Here is an 18,745-nt window from a genome sequence, read left to right as displayed (position 1 = left end):
CGTCCTGATGACCTTGGCCATCTGGCACCAAGCGCGCTCAGATCATGCGCACTCAGCTTCAACCGCTTCGATGTCACTCTCCTCGATCTCCAAGGGAGTGATGCGCCTGAATATTTCGACACCGACACTGAGTCGGCCCCTTGAGTCAATTCTCTCAACTCGCGCCGAGAAGCCGCGGAACGGTCCATTCAGGACCCTGACGAGCTGACCAACCTCGAAAGCGCGCTGCCGCTTGCTTTTCGGCGTGTTGGCGATGTCCTCGATATTCCTGATGTCCTGAAACAGCTTAGGCGTCAGGTGAGGCGTCCACTCGCCGAACCGCAGGAGGCCGATAGCGCCATCGATGCCACGCCAGCATTCCCAGCGCTCCTCGAAATCCGGGATCAGCACGGCGCCGAGGATCAAGGGCGATACGACGTTCCGGCGCTCGATCCATTCGAAGCCGCGCCTGATGCGTTGGAATTCCTTCATCACCGTCATGACCGGCAGATAGGCGCTGATGTTGCGCAGCCGGAAGGCCTTCATCACCTTCGCCTCGCAGTTCGGATGCGTGCGCAAGATGTACCAGCACTGCGGCACTGGCGCCGCCTCCGGCGCATGCAGCTTGGCGAGGTCGACGTAGCCCGCGAAATCCCCAATCTGATAACCCATGTTCATGCTCTCTCCCCTGCTGCTGGTGACCACGTGCCGTCGCGGCGCGGCGGAAAGGACCGAGGGACGCGAAAGCCGTTGATGGATCTTCGGACACGGAAATTCGGGTGCATCGGCGACAGGCCGTGCACGGCGGGATCATGCGGCTCGAGCCAGATGCGTTCGGCCTTCGGCTCGGCGCCGAGCCACAGCTTCAGCCGGTCACGCCAGGCCGCGAAGCGCTCCGAGCCCTCGGCGACGATCTCCCAGTGCTCGCGATCGGGATCGTCCAGGAACGCCGCCACGGCGACGAGATCCGGCTGCACGGGCATCGTGCGCCAGACGCCGCGGCCAAGCTGCTGATCGGCGACGAGCACGGGATCGCGCCGCTCGGCGATGCGCAGGGCGACCGTGAAGCCGGAAAGCTCCTCGCCCTGGATCAGCCTACGCTCCGGCGGTGGCGGCCGTTCATCCGGCAGCTTCGCGTTCGGAAACTCACGGAAGCCGCCGGAGCGGACCCAGAGGTGGAACGCCCGCGGTTTCCATTTCAGCCGCCGCACCTGCGCCGCGTAGTCCGGCACGGCCGCCCTGCAGAGCTTCTGATCAGCCGCCGACAGCGCGCGAAACTCAGCGAGCGCGAGATCACGCCGCATCGCTTCGTGCTCCGGATACCCCTGCCATGCCGGCCCGAAATGCTCCGGCTCCGCTTCGCCTTCCTCACAAGCGCCAGCAGCCTCCCGCCCCCCGGAGGGGGGTAAGGGGGGAGATTCAGGTTCAGGTTCAGAGTTTAGGTGGTCGCAGCACTGCGAGGGCTGGCCGAGGGCTACGCCAGGGCTAACCGTTTCCGGCGCGGAATTTAGCCCTTGCTGCCTGCCAGGGCTAAACGCCGTTGATTTATCTTCGATTTCGATCCGGCCGAGCGCGCGTCCCTCGATCTCATCGGGATCGGCCTCGACATGCAGCCGGATCAGGTCCGTCGTCCGCTTGCCGCGCCCGTCGCCGTTGCGCACGCCCTTGTCGTCGATCCATTGCGCGATGCGCGACACGGCGCCGATCTCCTCGAGCCAGACCAGCCGGCGGCGCACGGTGTCAACCGAGAGATCAGTGTCCTTTGCCAGCTGGTCGAGACCGACGAAGCAGCACGCCTCGCCGTTGACGTAGAGCGCGGCCGAGCGCAGCACGCTTTTCGCCGGAGGGTTTCTCAGGTCTAGCGAGCGCGCCCATGCATGTGCCTCATCGGAGGCGACGTGTCGGGCCCGGCGCTTCTCACGAAACGCAGTCATGTTGGCAGTCTCACATTCGAAAGGCAGGGAAAGCAGTTCACGCCACGCACAGCAGGGTCACCCCTGCAGAAGGATCATCACGACGCGCTCCGGCTTCATCCGGGCCAGCGCCCCGCGCTCGACGGCCAGCGTCAGCCGATCCAACCAGGCGCGCCGCAGCCGCTTGCAGGCCTTCGGCTGACCATCCGGGCCGAGCACTTCGGAATCTTCGAGTTCGCCCAGCTTGGCGCCGTCGGTGGCGAGCAAGCAGATGACGGTCGCGAGCTTGATCGAGACCTCCCCATTGCCGGCCAGAGCGCGCAACAGGACGTCCGTCATTCGGCAGCCTCCAGCATCGAGGAGCTTGGGGGTAACGCCTGGCCCCGCGCCTTCACGAATAGATAGTCGAAGCAGCAACCTCCGCCTGCGCCGGCAAAGGGCAGATCAGGACGGCGGCGCTGGACGAGAACGCCCTGCTTGGCCTGCACGCAGAACTGCGCGTTGGCGCGGACGGCATGCAGCTCTAGCGCGCCTTGTGCGCTATAGGCGAGATCGCCGGTCGCGTAGATGATCGAGGCGCCAGGCGCGGCGTTGCGCACGGCCTCGACGAACTCCGCTACCGAGAGATGCCGTGTGCCCCTGGTGTCCATATGGCCCCCGTTGCCTTCGGCTGCTCGCATCTGAAATCGCACGGCGGCGTGTGGCCGCCGTCGTCGATGCGCTCTTCGTCGCGCCAGAACTCGGTCCAGTAGAGATCGTGGCCGCCCTGCGCCTCGCGCCGGCCGACTTTCACCATTTCGCAGCGAACGCATTCCTGCTCTGTCTTGTTGAGGAAGCGGACCTTCTCGCCCCAGCTATGGCGGGTGCTGGTCATCGGCGCGCCCGGGTCCTGATCTCCGGAATCGAGCCCGCGCCGCAGCACTTGACCTCGAACATCACTTCCTGATCGTGTTGATCACGATCCCAGATCGAGAAGGTCTCATTCGGCTTCGCGTCCGACGGCATGAGCCAGCCGCCGAGCGCCTTGCGCGCATCACGCTCGGCGTTCCCCGCCTCCGTCATTTCGCGACGAGCGCGCGCCTCGCGCTCGACGGACTGCTGCCATGCCTTGATGAGTTGTTTGCCTTTGCTCGACGCGCCCGCTTCGCTCATGGCCCCTCCAGAAGATCAGATTGCTGCTCGATATGACCCGCGCCCGCGTAGCCCATCGCGACCAGCGCCTGGGCAACGAGATGCCAGACGTGAACGCGCAGCCGCGGGTATTTCGTGAGATCGGCGGAACGCTGACGAACGAGGCGCGCCAGCTGCTGCGCCGAGCGCCCGCGAAAGGTCTCCGCGCGATAGTCGCCATACTCGCGCGTGCCGCCGATGTTGCAGATCCGCATGCGGGCGATCTCGGTGACTTGGCGCGTGATGGCGGAATGGAGCTCGACGCGGATGATGATCATTGGCCACCTCGCGCGCGAGCCTCGAAGCCCTCCGCCCAATCGCGCCGAAGCTGTTCAAGCTCCGGAGCTGCCAACGGCCCGTCGCATTGGATGAACGTCTCGCCGCCAACGCACCGCACGGCCCAGCTGCTGCTCGGCGAATACCCGCGATGCCGCCAACCGAGCCAATAGCCCAGGAACCAGCAGAGGCAGCAGGCGGCGAAGAATCCGGCGAGAACGGCTTGATTGATCATCGGCGATACCCCGCGAGGTAGTCCGCGCCGCCGACCTGATAGGTGATGCCGCTGCGATACTCGATCGGCACGCCGTTGAAGCGGGCCATGCTGATGCCGGCTTCCATCCCGCGCGAGATGCCGCGATCGGTACACACGACGACCGCATCGGCCAGGTGCATCCAGGCGTGTCCAGCATTGATGCCGTGTGCGCGCTCGCGCTCATTGTCATCGTCAAGGATGCCCGGCTGCGTATAGAGCAGGTGTGACACCAACGGCGCCTCGCCGCGCAGCAGCGCGTCTTTCACGCAGGCGCGCGCATAGGCGACGTTGGCGACGATGTCGCCGGCATAGGGCGACTCCAGGATGACGCGCCGCATTTGCCGCGGCGTCAGCGTCCGACAGGCGAGGATCTCAGCCATTGCCCTCGGCTCCCTTGATACGTGCCTCGTTCGCCTGCAACCATTCCAGCGTCGCGGCGGCAGCCTCGAGCCGGGAGACGTGGTATCCCGCCTGCGACCGGCTCATCCCCGGCCTGCTCTTGCGCTGCCGGATTTTGAGGTTGATGGCGCCGATCTGCTGGCGCAGCGGGATCTTGTCGCTCATGGCCGCACCTCGGCCGCAGCCGCGAGCGCCGGCTGCACGAGCTGCGCCAGGAAGTCCCGCCCCTCGTCGGTGACGAGGAGTCGTTTCGTCGTCGCGTGCGCAAAGCCCGCACCGATCAGATGGCGCGTGATGCTCCATTCGACCGCCTCTCCCGCGTCAATCGCACGCAGCGCCGCCTGCATCTCCAGCTCATCCAACGTCAGCGGCAGCCGCGTCTGCAGATGCCCGTCGACGACCTCGCGGGGCAGCCGGTCGCGGCGCGCGAGATCCATCTCGGATTGTTCGGCCGCAGTCTGCGACGATGTCCGGCGCAGGAACGGCGGGATCTCGAGATCAGGAAAACCAGAGCCAGGAGAATTCGAGCCAGGTCTGCCCGCCGGCGGAACGGCGGTTTCGGCTCCGGTGTCCTGGTCGACCCGAGCCGGTTCGACTATCCCATCTTCCGGCGCTGGAGGTGATGCCGGCGGGGCTGGCAGATCGGCGGCACGCAATGACTGGCCGCTGTCCGCAAACTGAGAATTCGCGGTTGGAATAAACTCGGCATCGAGAGCGCGCATGCGCTCGATTCCCTCGTCGGTCACAACGAGCGTTTCATCGATATCCCGGACGACCCAGCCGTCTCGGATCAGCCCTTCGACGGCCAAGCCGGTGACCACGATGCCGGCATCGATCGCCGAGAGAGCCTTCCATTCGAGGAGGATTGGATCGTCCGAAGGTGGCAGCCGACGTGCTTGCGACAAGGCTTCGCCTTGCGCTGGCGCGTCTCCCGACAATTCCGGCTCAGCCGGAATTGCGGGGGCATCAAAGCCCCAGGCTTCCCAGCCGGGCCGGCGACGACGCGCGTTGAATTCCACCTTCGGCACGTTCGGCCAGTGGAATTCAATCATCTCGTGGATGTTGTTCGGCTTCTCGCTATGGTCAGTGACCGGCGCCGAGAAGTTTGAACGGAAATGCGCCGTGGCCGGCGGCACCACCTTGCCGCGCGTGCCGATCAGCACGATCTCGTGCTCGCCGGTGACCCAATAGCCAGGCCCCCGCGCGTTGCCCGGCCGTTCCTTGTTCCAGACGAGCTGACTGACGTACTTGAAGCCCTGAAGCTCCATCGTTCGCATCGCGATGTAGGCGTGCGGGCCTGTCGTCCATTTGAACAGGATGCAGTCGTCGGCGAGGCAGGCGAAGCGTTCGGCGCAACGCGCGACGACTTCCTCAGGCGTATGCGCATCCGTGGCGGTCTCATAATGCATCGACGGATGCCGCTCGGTGCCGGTCTCGGCGGACCACGTCTCATGGTCCCACTCGAAATCCTCGATCGCGACGCCGAACATCTTCTCCGGCAGCGCCTGGATCTTGCGGCCGAGCTTCGCCTCGCGCTCGGCACGCTGCTCTTTCTTGGCCGCGATCTTCTCTTTCCGGATTTCCTTGATGACCGGTGCCAGCGCCTTTTTCACCTCCGGCGTCAGCCGCCCTTCGGCATCACGCGGCAACGCAGCCACGATCTCGGCCTGGCGCTCTGCCGGCTGGGCGGCGATCTGCTCCGCGACCGAGACCTTGATCTGACCACGCTCGACGGCGGCCACGACCTCCGGCAGCGCCGATTGTACGACCTTGCGGCCAGCGGCGGCCGAACGCTCGCTAACATTTACGGCCTCCGCGGCGGCTGCCGTCGAGACCTTCTGCAAATTTGCAGAAGGTTCGAGGTCGGTGCGCTGGCCCTGCCGCATGTTGGCCAGCCGGCCGGCGATGATCGCGCGCTGGCTCTCGTCGAGCTGGCGCCGTTTGAGATTTTTCGAGAGGACATAGGCGAGCAGATCGCTGCCGTAGTCGTTGGCGTCACCATCCTGATAGAGCCAGGAACGCCACGGCTGGTCCTCGCTCATCAAGTCGGCGGGTGACAGCGCCCTGCCCGCATGGATGCCCCAGCCAGGCCCAAGCGCCTCGCCGGTCGACATGATCCATACAATCGCGCGGTATCGGTTGCGACCATCGAGGATCTGATTGGCGCCATTGATCTCGATCAGGTCGATCTTGTCGTGCAGTCCGTTGACCCGAATGTCCTCCGCAAGGTCGTAGAACTCCTGCCCCTCGATCAGCGGAAACAGGTCGGCATACGGGTGAAACGAGAGCGGCGTCATCAGAACGGCACCTCCGCAGGCTCCGGCTGGTGACCGAGATCGGCCAGGAGCCGCAGGACGATGGAATCGAGTGACGGGATCTGCTCGCGCGGCGTGCGGTTGCCGCAGTTCTGGCGATGCGTCAGCCAGCGGAGATTGCAGCGGCGGTTGTCGAGCGTCTGGCCGTTGATGTGGTCGATTACGTGCGTCCGCATGAAGCGGTCCGAGCGCGGGTCGGCCTTGACCATGATCTCGCGATGCATGCGCAGCGTTGCGCGGTCAGGTCCGACATTGCGTTTGGCGTATTTCTGCCAAGGCGTGCGCGAGCCCCAGGAGACGTTCCACTTCGTCTCCGAAAGCCACTCGTAGTCCTCGACATCGACCAGGCACGAGATGTCGTCGCGCACCGACAGCCAAATCCGGCGATACGGCGTCCAGCTCAGGTCGACGAGGTCGAAAGCGCTGACCCCGGGCAATGGCTGAGGCGAGACGAAGCTTTCGCGGATCATCACGACGCGTTCCTCATGATGCCTTGCGCTTGTTCATGAAGTCCTGAAACAGCGGCGGCACGTACTCCTCGGCAAACGATTTGCCGTCCGCCGTGCGCCAGAGCCGCATCGGGTGGCCGCCGACGCTGGCGATGATCTCGCCATTGACCGGGATCAGCAGCTGCAGCGCCTCGATTACCTGCTCGCGTCCGATGCCGTCAGCCGTCAGGCGCTTGACCTGGGCGTGCAGCGGATGCTCCGACGTCATACCGATCGCATGCATGTAGATGCCGTCGATCGACTCCTGCTCGGCAACCTCGCCTTGGTCCTTCTGCCGCCGCTTGATGATCCGGCGCATCGCCTTGGTGTCGAAGCCCTTTGCCTTCGCCTCGGCGAACAGCACCTTCTGATCATCCTTGAGCGCCACGATCTCCTCGACGATGCGCTCGATCCGTTCGATATAGGAGCTGAGCAGCTCGCGGCCTTCGGTGGTGGCGACGCTCATCGGCCAAACTCCAGGATCTGCGCATCGGCCAAAAGCGACGGATCGGCGCGCTCAGCGGCCAGCTTGAACAAGCCGGCGGCGCGCAGCGCGCGCTTCGCCGTCATCGCGACGTCGACCAGCAGCTGCCCGTCGATGCCGCGGATACGAACGCGGACCGCGAGATCCCCACGCACCGACAGCTCCATCACGTGCGGCATCGAGACCACCTGCTCGGCGCCGACGACGGTCTCAGCATCCTCGGAGAAGCCAGCCGCATCCACGCGCGCCACAGACATCGGCGCAGGCGCCAGGCCGAGCTGCCGCTCACGCGCCATGCGCAGCGCCGCCGTGACGGCCGCCTCCGGCACGATCAGCCGCGCCGCCATCTCACGGGTGTCGAGGCCCGCCGCGAACATGTCGCCGGCGGCCGATATCAGCGCCTCGTCGGCCACAGCCTGCACGGCCGTCATCCGGTCATTGCGCTTGCGCGGGCCGATGGAGCCATCCGGTCTCATGCCAGCACCCCACGATTGCTGTGGATTGCCGCTTGCAACCGGGCCCCATCCGCTACAATCCCAAGCGGGGCCCTCACCGGCCTGCCTCCGCTGCCGGCCAATCGGCCAGGCTCACATGCTCGACGGCGCGTGTCCGCGCGCCGGAGCCCGCGGGCTTCCACCCGCGACCAGCGAAGGAGTCCGCCATGACAGACATGGCGAAGCCGCAGTTCGTGTACGTGCGAGCGTACGACCGGCGCCGGCTGGGACGGAAAGAGCACGTCTGTGCTCACACCCGTTCCTGGCCGACCCAGTTGAGCTTCGATTTCTGAGGCGGCGTCATAACCCGCCCCAGCCGGTGAGGGCCCACCCCGGGAGCCCGTTGCGCAAACGCCTTGAAATACAGGCGCGGCGAGACTTTTCCACAGCCGCGCACAGCCGCGCGGCGAAGCGCCAAAGCCGGATATCCACAGGCCGAAATAATCGCCTTGCGCGCCCTGCCCGCCGGATCGACCGGCGCCGCCTCGGCCCGATACGATGCCGCTCATGGTTGCACCTCATCACCAGCAGCGGACGGCAGGCGCTGCACGACGCCGGCAAGCGCGACGGGGTCGGGCTCGATCATCTGCCAGAGGCTGTCAGGTGCATCGGCGCCGATGGCAGACAGAGCGGCCTTTAGGACTACGTAGGTCTTGGGCGGGAATTTGCCGGAGGCCTTGTAGTAGTAGACTGCGGTTTTGTTGCCGCGTGTCAGAGCCATCACGCCGCCAACACCGAGGGCGTCGAAAACCTGTCCGGTCGTTTCGAATCGTCGGGTGATCTTCTTCATGCACCCGAGCGATACTCAAATTATTTGAATACGCAACGCTCAAGTTTCCTTAATGGGATTTTAGTGATGCCTGCGCCATCCTCCGCGGCGATGCCAAAGCCCCCTTCAAAACCACAACTCCCCCAGGAAGTTCTTGAACGTATCGAACGGCTTAGGCGCGTGCAGGCCCTATTAAAGCTCGATACGCAAAAGGCCTTCACTGATCGATTGGGGATTTCTCCGCAGCGATGGGCCAACTTTGTTGGCGGGATGCCCTTGAGTATCGACGTCGCGCAAAAACTAGTGCGAATCATCCCCGGACTGACCCTCGATTGGCTCTATAACGGCGAGCGGAGGGGCCTGAGCGTGGATCTGGATCGGGCTCTCAACGAGCCGAAGCCCGGGCAGGACCGCGCGCGGGCCTAACCCGCCAGGCTGACGGTCGGCTGCCAGGAAACTATCGAGAAAATCGCGCATATAGGCGAGGACGATCGCGGCGTCCTCCGGATCTTCAGGCAGTTGGCAGCACAGCTCCATCGCGCGGCGCCGGTGCCAACCCTCACCCCTTTTCCCCATTCCCAGTCCGCCCTTCTGACCCTAACCCCGGGGCAGGCGCAGCTCTTTGTTCAAAATATTTGAGTAAGCGGTTTGCATATTCAAATTATTTGAGTAAGGTGCAGCACATTCGGCAGACGGCAGCGTTGCCCTTTGATTGGTTGCAACTGTGCTCGCCTACCTCCGGTGGCGCAAGCCGTGGCTAACGAAAGGTTAGTTCCGATGGTTAACAGACAGAAACAAACTGTTCGCTGGCGGCGCGAACAGCTGCTGCGGCACGGCCCGCAGGAGACCCATGCCCCGCTGGCCGCCGCACTCGTCGTCATCGTGTTGGCTGCGATGGTGCCGCTTGCCGGCGCCGGACTGATTGCCCGCCTCGCATCGTCGGAGCGTCCGGCCTGCTACGACAGGCCCATTCTCGCCGTTTTGACCGACTGCGCGGCGTCGCGATGATCATCAGACGGTCTGCCCTCCTCGCCCGCATCGAGGCCGAGTCATGAAGCTGAAACATCCAGTGCAGCGGGTCACCTACATCACCAAGCGTGGCGAGCGCCGCATCTACGAATATCACCGCAAGCCGTGGCCGAGCACGGTCGATCAGTGCATCGCCGTGCTGGCACGGGGGCCGCTGCACCGGGAAGGCAACGCTCAGTGGCGCGCCGCCGGCCGCGGACGCCGCTTCAGAAACGCCACCGTCGAGAAAGCGATCGCGCGCGGCCTGGCCGAGCGCAGGGGCGATAAGATCTTCCTGGTCATTCGCGAGGCGGCAGAATGAGCGTGATCACTGTCATGGCCATGTACCTCGACGAGGAGCTCCAGGCGCGCGGCGTGTTCGGCATCGGCCGCGCGGATTGCGCCGAGATCTTGCGCGCCGTCATCGAGCGCACGTCCGAGGTTGCCGAGAAGGCCGTCGCCGCCGTCCCTGGCCTGCCCGCGCGCGATCCACCGAAGGCCTGACGCGCCATGCCCCTGCCAGCCCTTCCGGCCGCACTGGAGGCCCATTTCGCCATCCAAGCGACAATCGGGCTGCCGGAGCTCTGCCGCCTGCTCCCCATGGACCGCAAGACGCTGGCGCGGCATATTGAGGCCGGGCGGCTCACCGGGCGGATCAAGGGATGCGGTCGGAAGAAGCCCCGCCGCGTGTTCATGCCACGCGACGTGGTCGCCTTCCTCGAGGCCCTGGCCGTCCCGGAGCCAGCCCAGCCGAAAGCGCGCTCATGTCCATCTACCAGACCCGAAAGAGCCCCTACTGGCAGTACGACTTCGAGATCGAACATTTTCGCTTTTACGGCTCAACCAAGCTCCGGGATGAACGTCAGGCTCAGACCTTCGAGGAAGCGCGCAAGATCGAGGCCCGCGCCCTCGTCGAGCGACTGAAGGCCGAGGGCTCGTCGCCCCTTACGCTCAAGGCTGCCTGCGACCGCTGGTGGACCGAGCACGGCTCGACCCTGGCCGATCAGCGCATCCGCAGCGTGCTCGACCGCCTGGTCGAAATCATGGGCGCCCGGACCTATCTGCACACCATCAACGACGACGCCGTCTCGCGCATGGTCGCCGAGCGGCGGAAGGATACCAGGCGCGATCGCACCGTGGTCGAAAACGACCGCAAGGTCATCCTGCGCCGGCCGATCACCCCGCGCACGGTCAATCGCACCATCGACCTGCTGCGCCAGGTCATGTACCGCGCGGCCGACAATTGGAACGCGGCGATCGTCAAGATGCCGAAGTGGCGCAAGCACCGGCTGAAGCAGGTGAAGCGCCACATTCGCGAGATCTCGGCGGCCGAGGAAGCGACGCTCGACGCCGCCGAGGACCGCGACTATGCCGACGTCAGGCGCTTCGCCATCATCACCGGCCTGCGCAAGGGCAATCTGTTCCTGACCTGGCCGCAGGTCGATTTCGACCTTGCCGTGATCCGCGTCATCACCAAGGGCGGCCAGCCGCGCGTCATCCCGCTGACCAAGGAAGCCTATCAGATGCTGTGGCGCCGCCGCGGCGACCACCCTGTGCACGTCTTCACGTTCATCGCAAAGCGGACCTGGAAGAAGCATCCAAAAAACGGCGAGAAGCGGATCAGAGGCCAGCGCTATCCAATGAGCTATTACGGGTTCACCACCTACTGCCGGAAGTGGAAAGAACACGGCATCACGGCGCGCATTCACGATCTTCGCCACACCACCGGGATGCGCACGCTGCGCAAGACACGCAATCTCAAAGTGGTTCAGACACTGCTCGGTCACACTGATATCAAGACCACCGCGACCTTCTACACCGACGCGCTGGTCGAAGACCTTCGCGAGGCGATGGAGGAAGCAACCGCACGCGCGGACGCGCCAAAGCCGCACACCACTCGCAGGGTACTAAAATAGAGCAGTCGGAGCGAACCGGAGAAGCTTGAATTTGAAAGCTCCCGAGACGCGTTCAAAACAAAGTAGTGGCCTCACCCCGAAGATGAGTCTATCTCACTGATGGAACCATAGGTCCCGATCGGCACTCATAATTCTTGCTTCCGCAACTTTTCCCTGCTTGAAATAACCTCCAACAGCACCAAACCATTTAGCCCACAGTTCTGGACGATAGTCTGCGGACCCAGGTTGAAACCCAAACGGAACGTCGATTCCAAGCATCCTTAGGTCTGACTCATAGGCCAGGATCTTGGCTCCAAAACTTCTTTTAACGATCGACGCAGTTTCCCTCTCATAAGCCCGCGACTTATCGAAACCCTCCTGAAGCGAAGGCTTGTCGCGTTCTCTGTCTGCACTAAAATTGAACAGCTCCATCGATAGATCAGTGAGTTTGTAGCCTAAGTCCTGCAGGCCATTACGCAACTCAATTGGCATGGGCTCCGGGAGATTTTTGCCTCCGATAACTACTAAGATATGCGCTATCACCGGCTTACCCAGCGCTGGCGCTTGCAACTGGATCGACAGGCGCGCTGCAGATTCTACTGCACTTTTAAATGCAGCGCCCGTGCTATCAGTTCTATTTAGCTGAATGCCCGTCACACCATTTGCATATAAAAACGCCGCCCGTCCATCTTCCATCAGCTGCCATCCTAGCCGTCGAAAGACTTCCTTAAAACTCTCGGCCAGCCCCGTACACGTGTCTCTGTTGCAAACGACTTGTACCGATTGCAGCCCTAGACCTTGGAGGGATCCATATAAGCGTTCCATCTCATCGTGTGTCAGTGCTTCCCAGATCCAAGAAAATGGCTTTGTGCCAGCTGCCGCGGTCTCTGGCTGAGCTGGCTTTACAAGGTTATTCTGATAGACGGGACCATTGTAGATCGATGCTGAATTATTGCTTCCAGCAATCGCCGTATTATTCTGAGTCGAAACATGTTGGACTGTGCCCGATGGTTTCAGGTAGTTGAGTGCGCCGAAAACGAGACCAACAGCGAGAGAACCTCCCGCTACGATCAATGCAGCCATGGAATAACGTCGCGTCAGTGGATGAGGCGGAGGCGCTGTTTCGGACATGCGCGATGATAGCACAACCAAAGACGTTCAGAGACTGAAAGTTCCAAGTCCCGTACTTCTCTCCGAAGCTCGCAATCTACTGCGAATATCACCCTGATATTCCTAAAGATTTTTGACTATCACTTGTGGATTTCTACTCCGCGGGTTGCAGGTTCGAGTCCTGCTGGGATCGCCAATCGCCACGCCAGCGCCATCCTGGCGCCCCGCCACTCGTCCATTTTGAAGCATTGCCGTGAACGACAGGGCGTGCGCACCCGAGCCCGCCCTCGTTTGGCGGGCGCGTAGCCATGGCGTTGGGGGGCTCGGTTGGCGAAACATGAGGCATCCCGGTTTCTGGTCAGAATCCTGCGGTCCCGATTCCGCGACCACAAGACGGAGCTGTCCGAGTTGCAGCGTCACATCCGGCGCGGCGACATCGTCTGCGACATCGGCGCCAACAAGGGCAGTTTTCTCTACTGGCTGGCACGGTGGTCGGCGCCGGGGCGGGTCATCGCCTTCGAGCCCCAGCCGGACCTTGCCGAACGATTGGCGCGGCTCTGCTCCCGGTTCTCGCTCGACAATGTCGTCGTCGAACCGCGCGCCGTCTATTCGTGCTCCAGCAGGAAAACCCTGTTCGTTCCCGAAGGGCATCAGCCCGGAGCTTCGCTGCTCCGGCCCGCCGAGACCTCGAAGGCGATCCAGGTGCAGACGACGTCGCTGGACGACTATCTCCCTGACACCGCAAACGTCTCTGCGATCAAGATCGACGTCGAGGGTGCCGAACTCGACGTACTGCGCGGCGCCGAGCGCACCTTGCGCCGATGCCGGCCGTTGATCGTGGTCGAGTGCGACCGCCGCCTGGCGACGCTCGACAGGGTGAAGGAGACATTCTTGCTCCTGCGGGGTCTCGGCTATCGGGGCCAATTCCTGAGCCGCGGGAGATTGCTTCCGTTGTCTGCCTTCGACCCGGAAATCCATCAGCGCGCCGATGGCGAATGGTTCTGGAAGCGGAAGGACTATTGCAACAACTTCATCTTCAGGAGCGTGCGCGCGCCGACGTCCTGTGACCACGAAGCTTTCCTGGCACCGATCGAAACCACTTCGCCGGGCGCACGAAGTCGTCCTGAAACAGTCCCCCGGCAAGTTGCCCAGCATCACATCGACTGATGGGGGTTACCGATGTCCACGTTGCTGAGCTTTATTTTCGAATCCTATTGCCTGAGCTGCCGGGCGATGTTTCCGGAGCTTGATACCGGTCAGCCGACCGTCGCTGAGTAGCGCGCGCCGAGCGGCCGGACTCTCGACCCGAGGTTCAGCCGCGCGGACCCAGAGGTTCTGCTTTGGCTGTTCGCCTGCGACGCAGGATGCCTCGCGTGCATTAAGCTTTCCTCTTCAGCTTAACGCCGGCTTCCATTTGACGCCGACGCCCTTCGTCCGCCACGTGCTGGGCGATGGAGTTGAACCATGTTCGAACTAGCCATTTTGACTGCAATCTGTTTCATCGCCGCCGTCGCCCTTACGATCATTTACCAGCGGCGCCAGGATGTCCTGTACGGCCCCTACATTACCGATGTCTCGTGGCGGACGGCGCTCCCCGACGACCGCGTCGAAGCGTCGTCATCCTGAGCCTGGACGCACTCCCGGAATGCTCCCGCACAAGCCGTCGCGATCACGCCAGGGAAGAGTGGCGGTGCGCCCGACGCCCGATTTCAGAAGCCGATGCGCCCGCCAGAATCGTTAAGCAGCGCATCGAGCCGGTCCGGGCTCATGCTTTGTCCGCCGGGCATCTCGATGCTGACGCAGGCGGCGCCGAGACGCAGATAGGCATTGGCCGTCAGCAGCGCGTCCTGCGCGCTGCGGCACCTGATGGTGGCGATCGCGCTGGCGCTTTCGGCCCGTACGGTGAAGGACGCTGCGGCCATGAAGGACTGGCTCATCTGTAAGCGGCGGCTGAAATGAAGCCGAAGCTTATTCAGAGGAGCCCGACGGTATCATTGAGGTGGATCAAAGCAGCCAGCCGAAGACTTCGCTAAGCGCCCCCCTCAGCTTCGGTTCAGCGACAGGCTGATGCGGGTGACGATGCCGTCCCAAGCGCGCTCCCAGACCCGGGGGTAGTTGATCAGCACGCAATGCACGTAGCCGCCAACGAAGTTGCAGCGATTGTACCAGACATAGTCGCCCTTGTAGCTCGACACCGCGAAGAATCGCGAGGTGACGCGCTTGTATTGAATATTCGGCGGAGGGTTCTTCCTGGCAAGGAACCGCGCAGGTGACTCCCGCGCGTTATTCGATACCGACTGCACGGTCAGATTGGCGCGGCCGTCGGCAGTCTGGAAGCGTTGGCCGTAGCCCTCGGGTTGGCCCGCCGTGTCGCTGAAGATCGAGACCGGAATGTCGACCGATGTGCCGGTCTCCGGGATCCTATAGGTGTTCCAGCGAACCGATTGGGCCGTCGCGGCGGTGCTCCAGCAGGCGGCGCACGCAAGCACTGCCATCGCCTTGATGATCGGATTCATGTGTGTCGTCCCGAACGGCTTGAGAACGCGATGACGTTGGATCACTTTCGCGGCCGCCCGAAGGCAATGTCCGACATCAACGGCAGGCGAACGCACGACACCCGCCGAAGTTCATGGCTCCCGAGGTCCCGTGCTCGGTCGCTTCCATCATTGAACGCGGGAGGGGGCAAGGTTCCGGGTTGCCGCCGGACCGTCACCAGCCATGAGCTCGTTCGTTCCGGTCTCGGAGGGCTGCTCCAGCCTTCGCAAGAAGGCATCCAGTTGCGGCGCGAGTTGCGAGACGACGAACCTCGAGCCTTCCGGGGTGAAATGGATGGTATCCCAGACGATCGGGGTTTCCGCGTCAATCGTCAGCGGACAACGCCTCTTGCTGCAAATCGTGTCGAGAATGGAAACGTATTGAACGAGCGGATACGCGCGGGCGATCTCTCTCAGACGATCGTCCGCCTCGAACGACGCGTCTTTCGGCACCAGCGAATTGCCGATCGGGACGTGCGTCTGCTCATGGTTGAACAACGTCGAAGCCAAGGGAACTGGAAACTCGATCGAGGGACCGAGCAGCAGGACGGGAACACCCGTTTCCTGAGCGACCGCCAGCAGCGCGTTCAAATAACCGTCGACGCGCCGTGCGGGAGGCCGGCCATAGGTTTCGAGATAGGCGCGCCAATTGCCGGAAAGAATGATGGCGTCAAAGCGGTGCGCCTTGATCTGATCGCGCAGCAGCTGATTGACGTCGTTACAGTTTCGCGAGCTGCTCAGCTTGAGCTCGACGAACGGCGGGCAGCCCCCTGACGTGAGCTGCAGAAGATGGTAGGCATCGGACGACAGGTAGCTGCGCAACGCCCAGGCATAATGCGCGGCAAGGCTGTCGCCGGCGAGCAGAATGTTGCGCTTGTTCGCAGCCGGTTTCAGGCACGCCTCGAAATCGTAGGCCGATGCCGGCTCATCGGGCTGCAAGAAGCAGCTGTGCGCACGATAGAACGGCTCCATCGTCCGGGAATCGTACCGGAGCATTCGTGCCTGTGATTGCGGGAAGCGATCGGCGTAGCCGTCATGCGCGACGCCGTGAACTCCGACCGCGACCATGACGGTGGCAATGCCCGCGATCACCGGGGAGCCACGCACGCCACCCCATACCGTTCGTGCGCGCGCAGGCCGCTCGACGATGACGTAGGACAGATAGGCCAGCAGCAGCGAGCACAGCAGGAGTCCAACCGTAGCTGCCGCCGAGGTCGCCACATCCAGCGGCAGCGCGGCCCTGCCGAGGACGAAAACCGGCCAGTGCCAAAGATAGAGCGAGTAGGACAAACGGCCGAGGAATGCTCCGAGCTCACTGAATGGCAGCCCGGGTCTGCCCTTCTCCTGATTGAACGCGACGATGTAGACCGCAGCACCGACACAGGGGACCAGCGCGTGCAATCCCGGGAAGCGGGTCTCTGCGCGGAAGATGACCACGGCAAGCAGCATGGAGACCATGCCCGCGGCCGCGAAGGCCAGGCGCGTCACGCTTCCAACCGGCGACCATCGATGCAGGAAAAACGCAATGCTTCCGATCAGGAACTCCCAGGCCCGCAGCGGGGCGATGTAGAAGGCGGTCGAGGGCGATTGCTTGATCCAAAGCTCGTCGAGCACACACAGCGCGATCGTTCCGAGGATGACCAGCCCGAGCGACGGCTTCGACGTTGGATCGGGAAACAGCCGGCTCCAGAGCCAAGTCACGACCGGAAATAGGAAGTAGAACTGCTCCTCCACCGACAATGACCAGGTGTGGATGAGAACCTTCCCGATCGTTGGTAGATCGAAATAGCCGGTCTGCGACCAGAAGAAGACGTTCGACGAAAACAGCACCGTGGAGATCGCGCTTCCGAAGAACATTCGGTAGTCGCCTGGAGGCGCCAAGAACCACGCGACCATCCCGGTGACGACGATCATCAAATAGAGCGCCGGAAGCAGCCGCCTCGCCCTCCGTTCGTAGAACTCAATGAAGGAAAACGAATCGGATTGAATGCCCGTCCAAATGAGCCGGGAGATCACATAACCGGAGATGACGAAGAAGATGTCGACGCCGACAAACCCACCGCCAAAGCCCGGCAGCTCGTAATGAAATCCAATGACCGAAATCACGGCTACGGCGCGCAGCCAATTGATGTCCGGCCGGTATTCCAAAACCTTTGTGCGCGTCATGCTGGCAGCCTGGGCGGGCCGTTCGCCCTAACAGGCTACCTGCTGACATGTTCCAAAATGAATTGCAACGTTCAGAAACACACGGAAATACCGTTGTTGGTTGGTGTATCCGAATTGCCGCACCGCCTCAGGAGCCCATCACGCGGGGATGCTGGAGGATAGCGGGCACGGCCGGCGCCCATTCCGCCTGCGGCGTCATCCGCTTCGCATCGGCAGGATTGCCGATCGGTCGCGACATCCCGGTACTGACATGGGGACGGTGATCGAGAGCTCGACAGAGCAGCGAGAACGCGCAGCATCCGTCCAGGCCCACCTTGCGAGCAAGCCAGATCCATGCGCCGCGCTCGCGCGCGCTGCCCAACGCAGCCTTCGACCCGACGGCCGCTCGGGTGTCGGTAACTGCTCAACCTTGGGCCTTCTCTTCTTGCTCAAGCCTAGCAACGCGCCTTCATCACCGAGGGCGGGCATGCCACGCGCGCTTCCTCCATCATGATTCATGAACTGCCCATCATGCTGGCGCCTCAACTGGGCTCGACACGAGACGCCCGTGCGATCCCCGCTCGATGATGGTGGGGCTGTTGTATGATCAGCACACCCGCCAGCGAGATTTCAGCGACCCGCTTCCGTCGTCACCACCCACATGATACCAGTCATGCCAAAGAACCCGGCGAGCGAGTGGCGACATCGCCATAGCCGTTAACACCTCGCCACAAATTGGCCGAGGTCGAGGTGAGCTGCCTCTATACTTAGAATTGCTTTTGCAACCGCATTGGCGCCGTGGCGCGCACGGTGCTCATCGGCACCGGGCCGCACCGGATGAGCACGCTCAAACCGCCTCCCTGAAGGAATTAAGCTTAAAAACGTGCGGCGCCGCGTCTCCGCAACCTGGCAACTTCTTTCAACAGCCAAGACGTGCAACAATACTGCACGCAACTAATATCAACCTCAGATTTAATTTACTGATCATTTACTTTCCGCAACTTTGCCCCAAAAACTGCACGATGCTGGGTTCCTCTTTCACAATTAGAACTCTTCTGGGACTCTACAAAAACCACCTCCCCAGAAACGGGATCTAACAACCTCGGATATACTTTTCATAACTCACTCTCCGTCTTCGTTTCGCGTACAGAGGTCCCACAATGACAACACTCATCAAGGCTCTCCCGACCCATCTCGAAGAGACCCGTATCGACACCGAGAAGCTGCGCACGATCCTGATGCTCTGCGGCGCCACGGCGTTTGGCTTCATCCTCCACGCCACCTACGGTCTCGATCTCAGCTACGCCTTCTTCTGATTTGATCAGTCAACCGGTCGCGGGCTGGCGACTCTTCATTGCCGGACGCGATCGGCGTCGGTCCCGACTCGCGGGGTTATTGAACGGCCCCGCGCGTCGCCTTTTCGAAGCGATACGCGCCACGCGAAGAATATGGCAGATGCCGTCAATCACAGGCTTGATCGTGCTTTTGCACAGCCTGGCCGCGCCGCTCC

Annotated in this window: 25 protein-coding genes and 1 pseudogene; 8 read left to right on the top strand and 18 right to left on the bottom strand. The window is 62.8% G+C overall.

The window, feature by feature from the left end:
* Nucleotides 1-42: 42 nt before the first annotated feature.
* The 14 genes from QX041_RS11755 to QX041_RS11690 form a co-directional block, all read right to left on the bottom strand.
* Nucleotides 43-684 carry a transcription termination/antitermination protein NusG gene (locus tag QX041_RS11755; RefSeq protein ID WP_316165385.1) on the bottom strand — a complete coding sequence of 214 codons (642 nt, stop codon included), beginning with the start codon at nucleotides 682-684 and terminating at the stop codon, nucleotides 43-45.
* A complete protein-coding gene (locus QX041_RS11750) occupies nucleotides 654-1,715 on the bottom strand; it encodes a hypothetical protein (protein WP_316165384.1) in 1,062 nt (353 codons plus the stop codon). Before QX041_RS11750 ends, QX041_RS11755 begins: the two co-directional genes overlap by 31 nt.
* 255 nt (nucleotides 1,716-1,970) lie before the next feature.
* Nucleotides 1,971-2,231, bottom strand: coding sequence for a hypothetical protein (locus tag QX041_RS11745; RefSeq protein ID WP_316165383.1), 261 nt, complete (start codon nucleotides 2,229-2,231; stop codon nucleotides 1,971-1,973).
* Nucleotides 2,228-2,542: a hypothetical protein gene (locus QX041_RS11740; RefSeq protein ID WP_316165382.1), complete on the bottom strand. Its 315-nt coding sequence runs from the start codon at nucleotides 2,540-2,542 to the stop codon at nucleotides 2,228-2,230. Before QX041_RS11740 ends, QX041_RS11745 begins: the two co-directional genes overlap by 4 nt.
* Nucleotides 2,509-2,766, bottom strand: a complete 258-nt coding sequence (locus QX041_RS11735; RefSeq protein ID WP_316165381.1) for a hypothetical protein — start codon at nucleotides 2,764-2,766, stop codon at nucleotides 2,509-2,511. Before QX041_RS11735 ends, QX041_RS11740 begins: the two co-directional genes overlap by 34 nt.
* Nucleotides 2,763-3,044: a hypothetical protein gene (locus tag QX041_RS11730; RefSeq protein ID WP_316158757.1), complete on the bottom strand. Its 282-nt coding sequence runs from the start codon at nucleotides 3,042-3,044 to the stop codon at nucleotides 2,763-2,765. The genes QX041_RS11735 and QX041_RS11730 overlap by 4 nt, the downstream gene beginning before the upstream one ends.
* Nucleotides 3,041-3,340 (bottom strand): hypothetical protein, encoded by a 300-nt coding sequence (locus tag QX041_RS11725; RefSeq protein WP_316165380.1) that lies wholly within the window; start codon nucleotides 3,338-3,340, stop codon nucleotides 3,041-3,043. The genes QX041_RS11730 and QX041_RS11725 overlap by 4 nt, the downstream gene beginning before the upstream one ends.
* A gap of 229 nt (nucleotides 3,341-3,569) precedes the next feature.
* Entirely contained in the window at nucleotides 3,570-3,932 is a 363-nt protein-coding gene (locus QX041_RS11720; protein WP_316165379.1) for a hypothetical protein, read from the bottom strand.
* 34 nt (nucleotides 3,933-3,966) lie between these two features.
* Nucleotides 3,967-4,158: a hypothetical protein gene (locus QX041_RS11715; RefSeq protein ID WP_316165378.1), complete on the bottom strand. Its 192-nt coding sequence runs from the start codon at nucleotides 4,156-4,158 to the stop codon at nucleotides 3,967-3,969.
* Nucleotides 4,155-6,290, bottom strand: coding sequence for an MT-A70 family methyltransferase (locus QX041_RS11710; protein WP_316165377.1), 2,136 nt, complete (start codon nucleotides 6,288-6,290; stop codon nucleotides 4,155-4,157). The genes QX041_RS11715 and QX041_RS11710 overlap by 4 nt, the downstream gene beginning before the upstream one ends.
* The gene (locus tag QX041_RS11705; RefSeq protein WP_316165455.1) at nucleotides 6,290-6,778 is read right to left on the bottom strand and encodes an HNH endonuclease; all 489 of its coding nucleotides are present in this window, start codon (nucleotides 6,776-6,778) and stop codon (nucleotides 6,290-6,292) included. The genes QX041_RS11710 and QX041_RS11705 overlap by 1 nt, the downstream gene beginning before the upstream one ends.
* Before the next feature lie 13 nt (nucleotides 6,779-6,791).
* Nucleotides 6,792-7,262, bottom strand: a complete 471-nt coding sequence (locus QX041_RS11700) for a DUF2312 domain-containing protein (RefSeq protein WP_316165376.1) — start codon at nucleotides 7,260-7,262, stop codon at nucleotides 6,792-6,794.
* Nucleotides 7,259-7,756: a hypothetical protein gene (locus tag QX041_RS11695; RefSeq protein WP_316165375.1), complete on the bottom strand. Its 498-nt coding sequence runs from the start codon at nucleotides 7,754-7,756 to the stop codon at nucleotides 7,259-7,261. Before QX041_RS11695 ends, QX041_RS11700 begins: the two co-directional genes overlap by 4 nt.
* Before the next feature lie 523 nt (nucleotides 7,757-8,279).
* Nucleotides 8,280-8,564: a hypothetical protein gene (locus QX041_RS11690; protein WP_316165374.1), complete on the bottom strand. Its 285-nt coding sequence runs from the start codon at nucleotides 8,562-8,564 to the stop codon at nucleotides 8,280-8,282.
* A gap of 66 nt (nucleotides 8,565-8,630) precedes the next feature.
* Between QX041_RS11690 and QX041_RS11685 the strand changes: the two genes are divergently transcribed.
* From QX041_RS11685 to QX041_RS11665, 5 genes are all read left to right on the top strand, one after another.
* Nucleotides 8,631-8,969, top strand: a complete 339-nt coding sequence (locus QX041_RS11685) for a helix-turn-helix transcriptional regulator (RefSeq protein WP_316158745.1) — start codon at nucleotides 8,631-8,633, stop codon at nucleotides 8,967-8,969.
* A gap of 351 nt (nucleotides 8,970-9,320) precedes the next feature.
* A complete protein-coding gene (locus tag QX041_RS11680; protein WP_316165373.1) occupies nucleotides 9,321-9,551 on the top strand; it encodes a hypothetical protein in 231 nt (76 codons plus the stop codon).
* Between the two features lie 43 nt (nucleotides 9,552-9,594).
* Nucleotides 9,595-9,873, top strand: coding sequence for a hypothetical protein (locus QX041_RS11675; RefSeq protein ID WP_316165372.1), 279 nt, complete (start codon nucleotides 9,595-9,597; stop codon nucleotides 9,871-9,873).
* Entirely contained in the window at nucleotides 9,870-10,055 is a 186-nt protein-coding gene (locus tag QX041_RS11670; protein ID WP_316158742.1) for a hypothetical protein, read from the top strand. Before QX041_RS11675 ends, QX041_RS11670 begins: the two co-directional genes overlap by 4 nt.
* A gap of 260 nt (nucleotides 10,056-10,315) precedes the next feature.
* Nucleotides 10,316-11,467, top strand: coding sequence for a tyrosine-type recombinase/integrase (locus QX041_RS11665; protein ID WP_316165371.1), 1,152 nt, complete (start codon nucleotides 10,316-10,318; stop codon nucleotides 11,465-11,467).
* Nucleotides 11,468-11,560: 93 nt separating this feature from the next.
* On the opposite strand, the gene QX041_RS11660 is transcribed toward QX041_RS11665, so the two are convergent.
* Nucleotides 11,561-12,529 carry a hypothetical protein gene (locus QX041_RS11660; RefSeq protein ID WP_316165370.1) on the bottom strand — a complete coding sequence of 323 codons (969 nt, stop codon included), beginning with the start codon at nucleotides 12,527-12,529 and terminating at the stop codon, nucleotides 11,561-11,563.
* Between the two features lie 354 nt (nucleotides 12,530-12,883).
* On the opposite strand from QX041_RS11660, the pseudogene QX041_RS11655 reads away from it, so the two are divergent.
* Both QX041_RS11655 and QX041_RS11650 read left to right on the top strand, forming a co-directional pair.
* A pseudogene (locus tag QX041_RS11655) lies at nucleotides 12,884-13,618 on the top strand (FkbM family methyltransferase); the annotation flags it as partial.
* A gap of 402 nt (nucleotides 13,619-14,020) precedes the next feature.
* Nucleotides 14,021-14,182, top strand: coding sequence for a hypothetical protein (locus QX041_RS11650; protein WP_315751088.1), 162 nt, complete (start codon nucleotides 14,021-14,023; stop codon nucleotides 14,180-14,182).
* A gap of 83 nt (nucleotides 14,183-14,265) precedes the next feature.
* Here QX041_RS11650 and QX041_RS11645 read toward each other — a convergent pair whose 3' ends face one another.
* From QX041_RS11645 to QX041_RS11635, 3 genes are all read right to left on the bottom strand, one after another.
* Nucleotides 14,266-14,478 (bottom strand): hypothetical protein, encoded by a 213-nt coding sequence (locus tag QX041_RS11645; protein WP_315711835.1) that lies wholly within the window; start codon nucleotides 14,476-14,478, stop codon nucleotides 14,266-14,268.
* A 120-nt stretch (nucleotides 14,479-14,598) separates the two neighbouring features.
* On the bottom strand, nucleotides 14,599-15,072 hold the full coding sequence (locus QX041_RS11640; protein WP_315827573.1) for a hypothetical protein: 474 nt from the start codon (nucleotides 15,070-15,072) through the stop codon (nucleotides 14,599-14,601).
* 147 nt (nucleotides 15,073-15,219) lie between these two features.
* Nucleotides 15,220-17,256, bottom strand: coding sequence for an acyltransferase family protein (locus tag QX041_RS11635; protein ID WP_316165369.1), 2,037 nt, complete (start codon nucleotides 17,254-17,256; stop codon nucleotides 15,220-15,222).
* Nucleotides 17,257-18,395: 1,139 nt separating this feature from the next.
* Here QX041_RS11635 and QX041_RS11630 point away from each other — a divergent pair.
* Nucleotides 18,396-18,551, top strand: coding sequence for a hypothetical protein (locus QX041_RS11630; protein ID WP_315711831.1), 156 nt, complete (start codon nucleotides 18,396-18,398; stop codon nucleotides 18,549-18,551).
* Nucleotides 18,552-18,745: the final 194 nt, after the last annotated feature.

The organism is Bradyrhizobium sp. SZCCHNRI2009 (genome assembly GCF_032485115.1).
GTDB lineage: Bacteria > Pseudomonadota > Alphaproteobacteria > Rhizobiales > Xanthobacteraceae > Bradyrhizobium.
The sequence above is the reverse complement of the archived record's forward strand: the minus strand, read 5'-3'. Positions and strand labels throughout refer to the sequence as shown.

What these genes read in the sequence shown, in the direction of transcription:
- QX041_RS11665 (WP_316165371.1), top strand. Translation starts at nt 10,316, where the DNA reads ATGTCCATCTACCAGACCCGAAAGAGCCCCTACTGGCAGTACGACTTC.
- QX041_RS11650 (WP_315751088.1), top strand. Translation starts at nt 14,021, where the DNA reads ATGTTCGAACTAGCCATTTTGACTGCAATCTGTTTCATCGCCGCCGTC.
- QX041_RS11720 (WP_316165379.1), bottom strand. Translation starts at nt 3,932, where the DNA reads ATGCGGCGCGTCATCCTGGAGTCGCCCTATGCCGGCGACATCGTCGCC.
- QX041_RS11690 (WP_316165374.1), bottom strand. Translation starts at nt 8,564, where the DNA reads ATGAAGAAGATCACCCGACGATTCGAAACGACCGGACAGGTTTTCGAC.
- QX041_RS11710 (WP_316165377.1), bottom strand. Translation starts at nt 6,290, where the DNA reads ATGACGCCGCTCTCGTTTCACCCGTATGCCGACCTGTTTCCGCTGATC.
- QX041_RS11675 (WP_316165372.1), top strand. Translation starts at nt 9,595, where the DNA reads ATGAAGCTGAAACATCCAGTGCAGCGGGTCACCTACATCACCAAGCGT.
- QX041_RS11695 (WP_316165375.1), bottom strand. Translation starts at nt 7,756, where the DNA reads ATGAGACCGGATGGCTCCATCGGCCCGCGCAAGCGCAATGACCGGATG.
- QX041_RS11645 (WP_315711835.1), bottom strand. Translation starts at nt 14,478, where the DNA reads ATGGCCGCAGCGTCCTTCACCGTACGGGCCGAAAGCGCCAGCGCGATC.
- QX041_RS11730 (WP_316158757.1), bottom strand. Translation starts at nt 3,044, where the DNA reads ATGAGCGAAGCGGGCGCGTCGAGCAAAGGCAAACAACTCATCAAGGCA.
- QX041_RS11715 (WP_316165378.1), bottom strand. Translation starts at nt 4,158, where the DNA reads ATGAGCGACAAGATCCCGCTGCGCCAGCAGATCGGCGCCATCAACCTC.
- QX041_RS11635 (WP_316165369.1), bottom strand. Translation starts at nt 17,256, where the DNA reads ATGACGCGCACAAAGGTTTTGGAATACCGGCCGGACATCAATTGGCTG.
- QX041_RS11705 (WP_316165455.1), bottom strand. Translation starts at nt 6,778, where the DNA reads ATGATCCGCGAAAGCTTCGTCTCGCCTCAGCCATTGCCCGGGGTCAGC.
- QX041_RS11640 (WP_315827573.1), bottom strand. Translation starts at nt 15,072, where the DNA reads ATGAATCCGATCATCAAGGCGATGGCAGTGCTTGCGTGCGCCGCCTGC.
- QX041_RS11630 (WP_315711831.1), top strand. Translation starts at nt 18,396, where the DNA reads ATGACAACACTCATCAAGGCTCTCCCGACCCATCTCGAAGAGACCCGT.
- QX041_RS11670 (WP_316158742.1), top strand. Translation starts at nt 9,870, where the DNA reads ATGAGCGTGATCACTGTCATGGCCATGTACCTCGACGAGGAGCTCCAG.
- QX041_RS11735 (WP_316165381.1), bottom strand. Translation starts at nt 2,766, where the DNA reads ATGACCAGCACCCGCCATAGCTGGGGCGAGAAGGTCCGCTTCCTCAAC.
- QX041_RS11725 (WP_316165380.1), bottom strand. Translation starts at nt 3,340, where the DNA reads ATGATCATCATCCGCGTCGAGCTCCATTCCGCCATCACGCGCCAAGTC.
- QX041_RS11700 (WP_316165376.1), bottom strand. Translation starts at nt 7,262, where the DNA reads ATGAGCGTCGCCACCACCGAAGGCCGCGAGCTGCTCAGCTCCTATATC.
- QX041_RS11740 (WP_316165382.1), bottom strand. Translation starts at nt 2,542, where the DNA reads ATGGACACCAGGGGCACACGGCATCTCTCGGTAGCGGAGTTCGTCGAG.
- QX041_RS11745 (WP_316165383.1), bottom strand. Translation starts at nt 2,231, where the DNA reads ATGACGGACGTCCTGTTGCGCGCTCTGGCCGGCAATGGGGAGGTCTCG.
- QX041_RS11680 (WP_316165373.1), top strand. Translation starts at nt 9,321, where the DNA reads ATGGTTAACAGACAGAAACAAACTGTTCGCTGGCGGCGCGAACAGCTG.
- QX041_RS11685 (WP_316158745.1), top strand. Translation starts at nt 8,631, where the DNA reads ATGCCTGCGCCATCCTCCGCGGCGATGCCAAAGCCCCCTTCAAAACCA.
- QX041_RS11660 (WP_316165370.1), bottom strand. Translation starts at nt 12,529, where the DNA reads ATGGCTGCATTGATCGTAGCGGGAGGTTCTCTCGCTGTTGGTCTCGTT.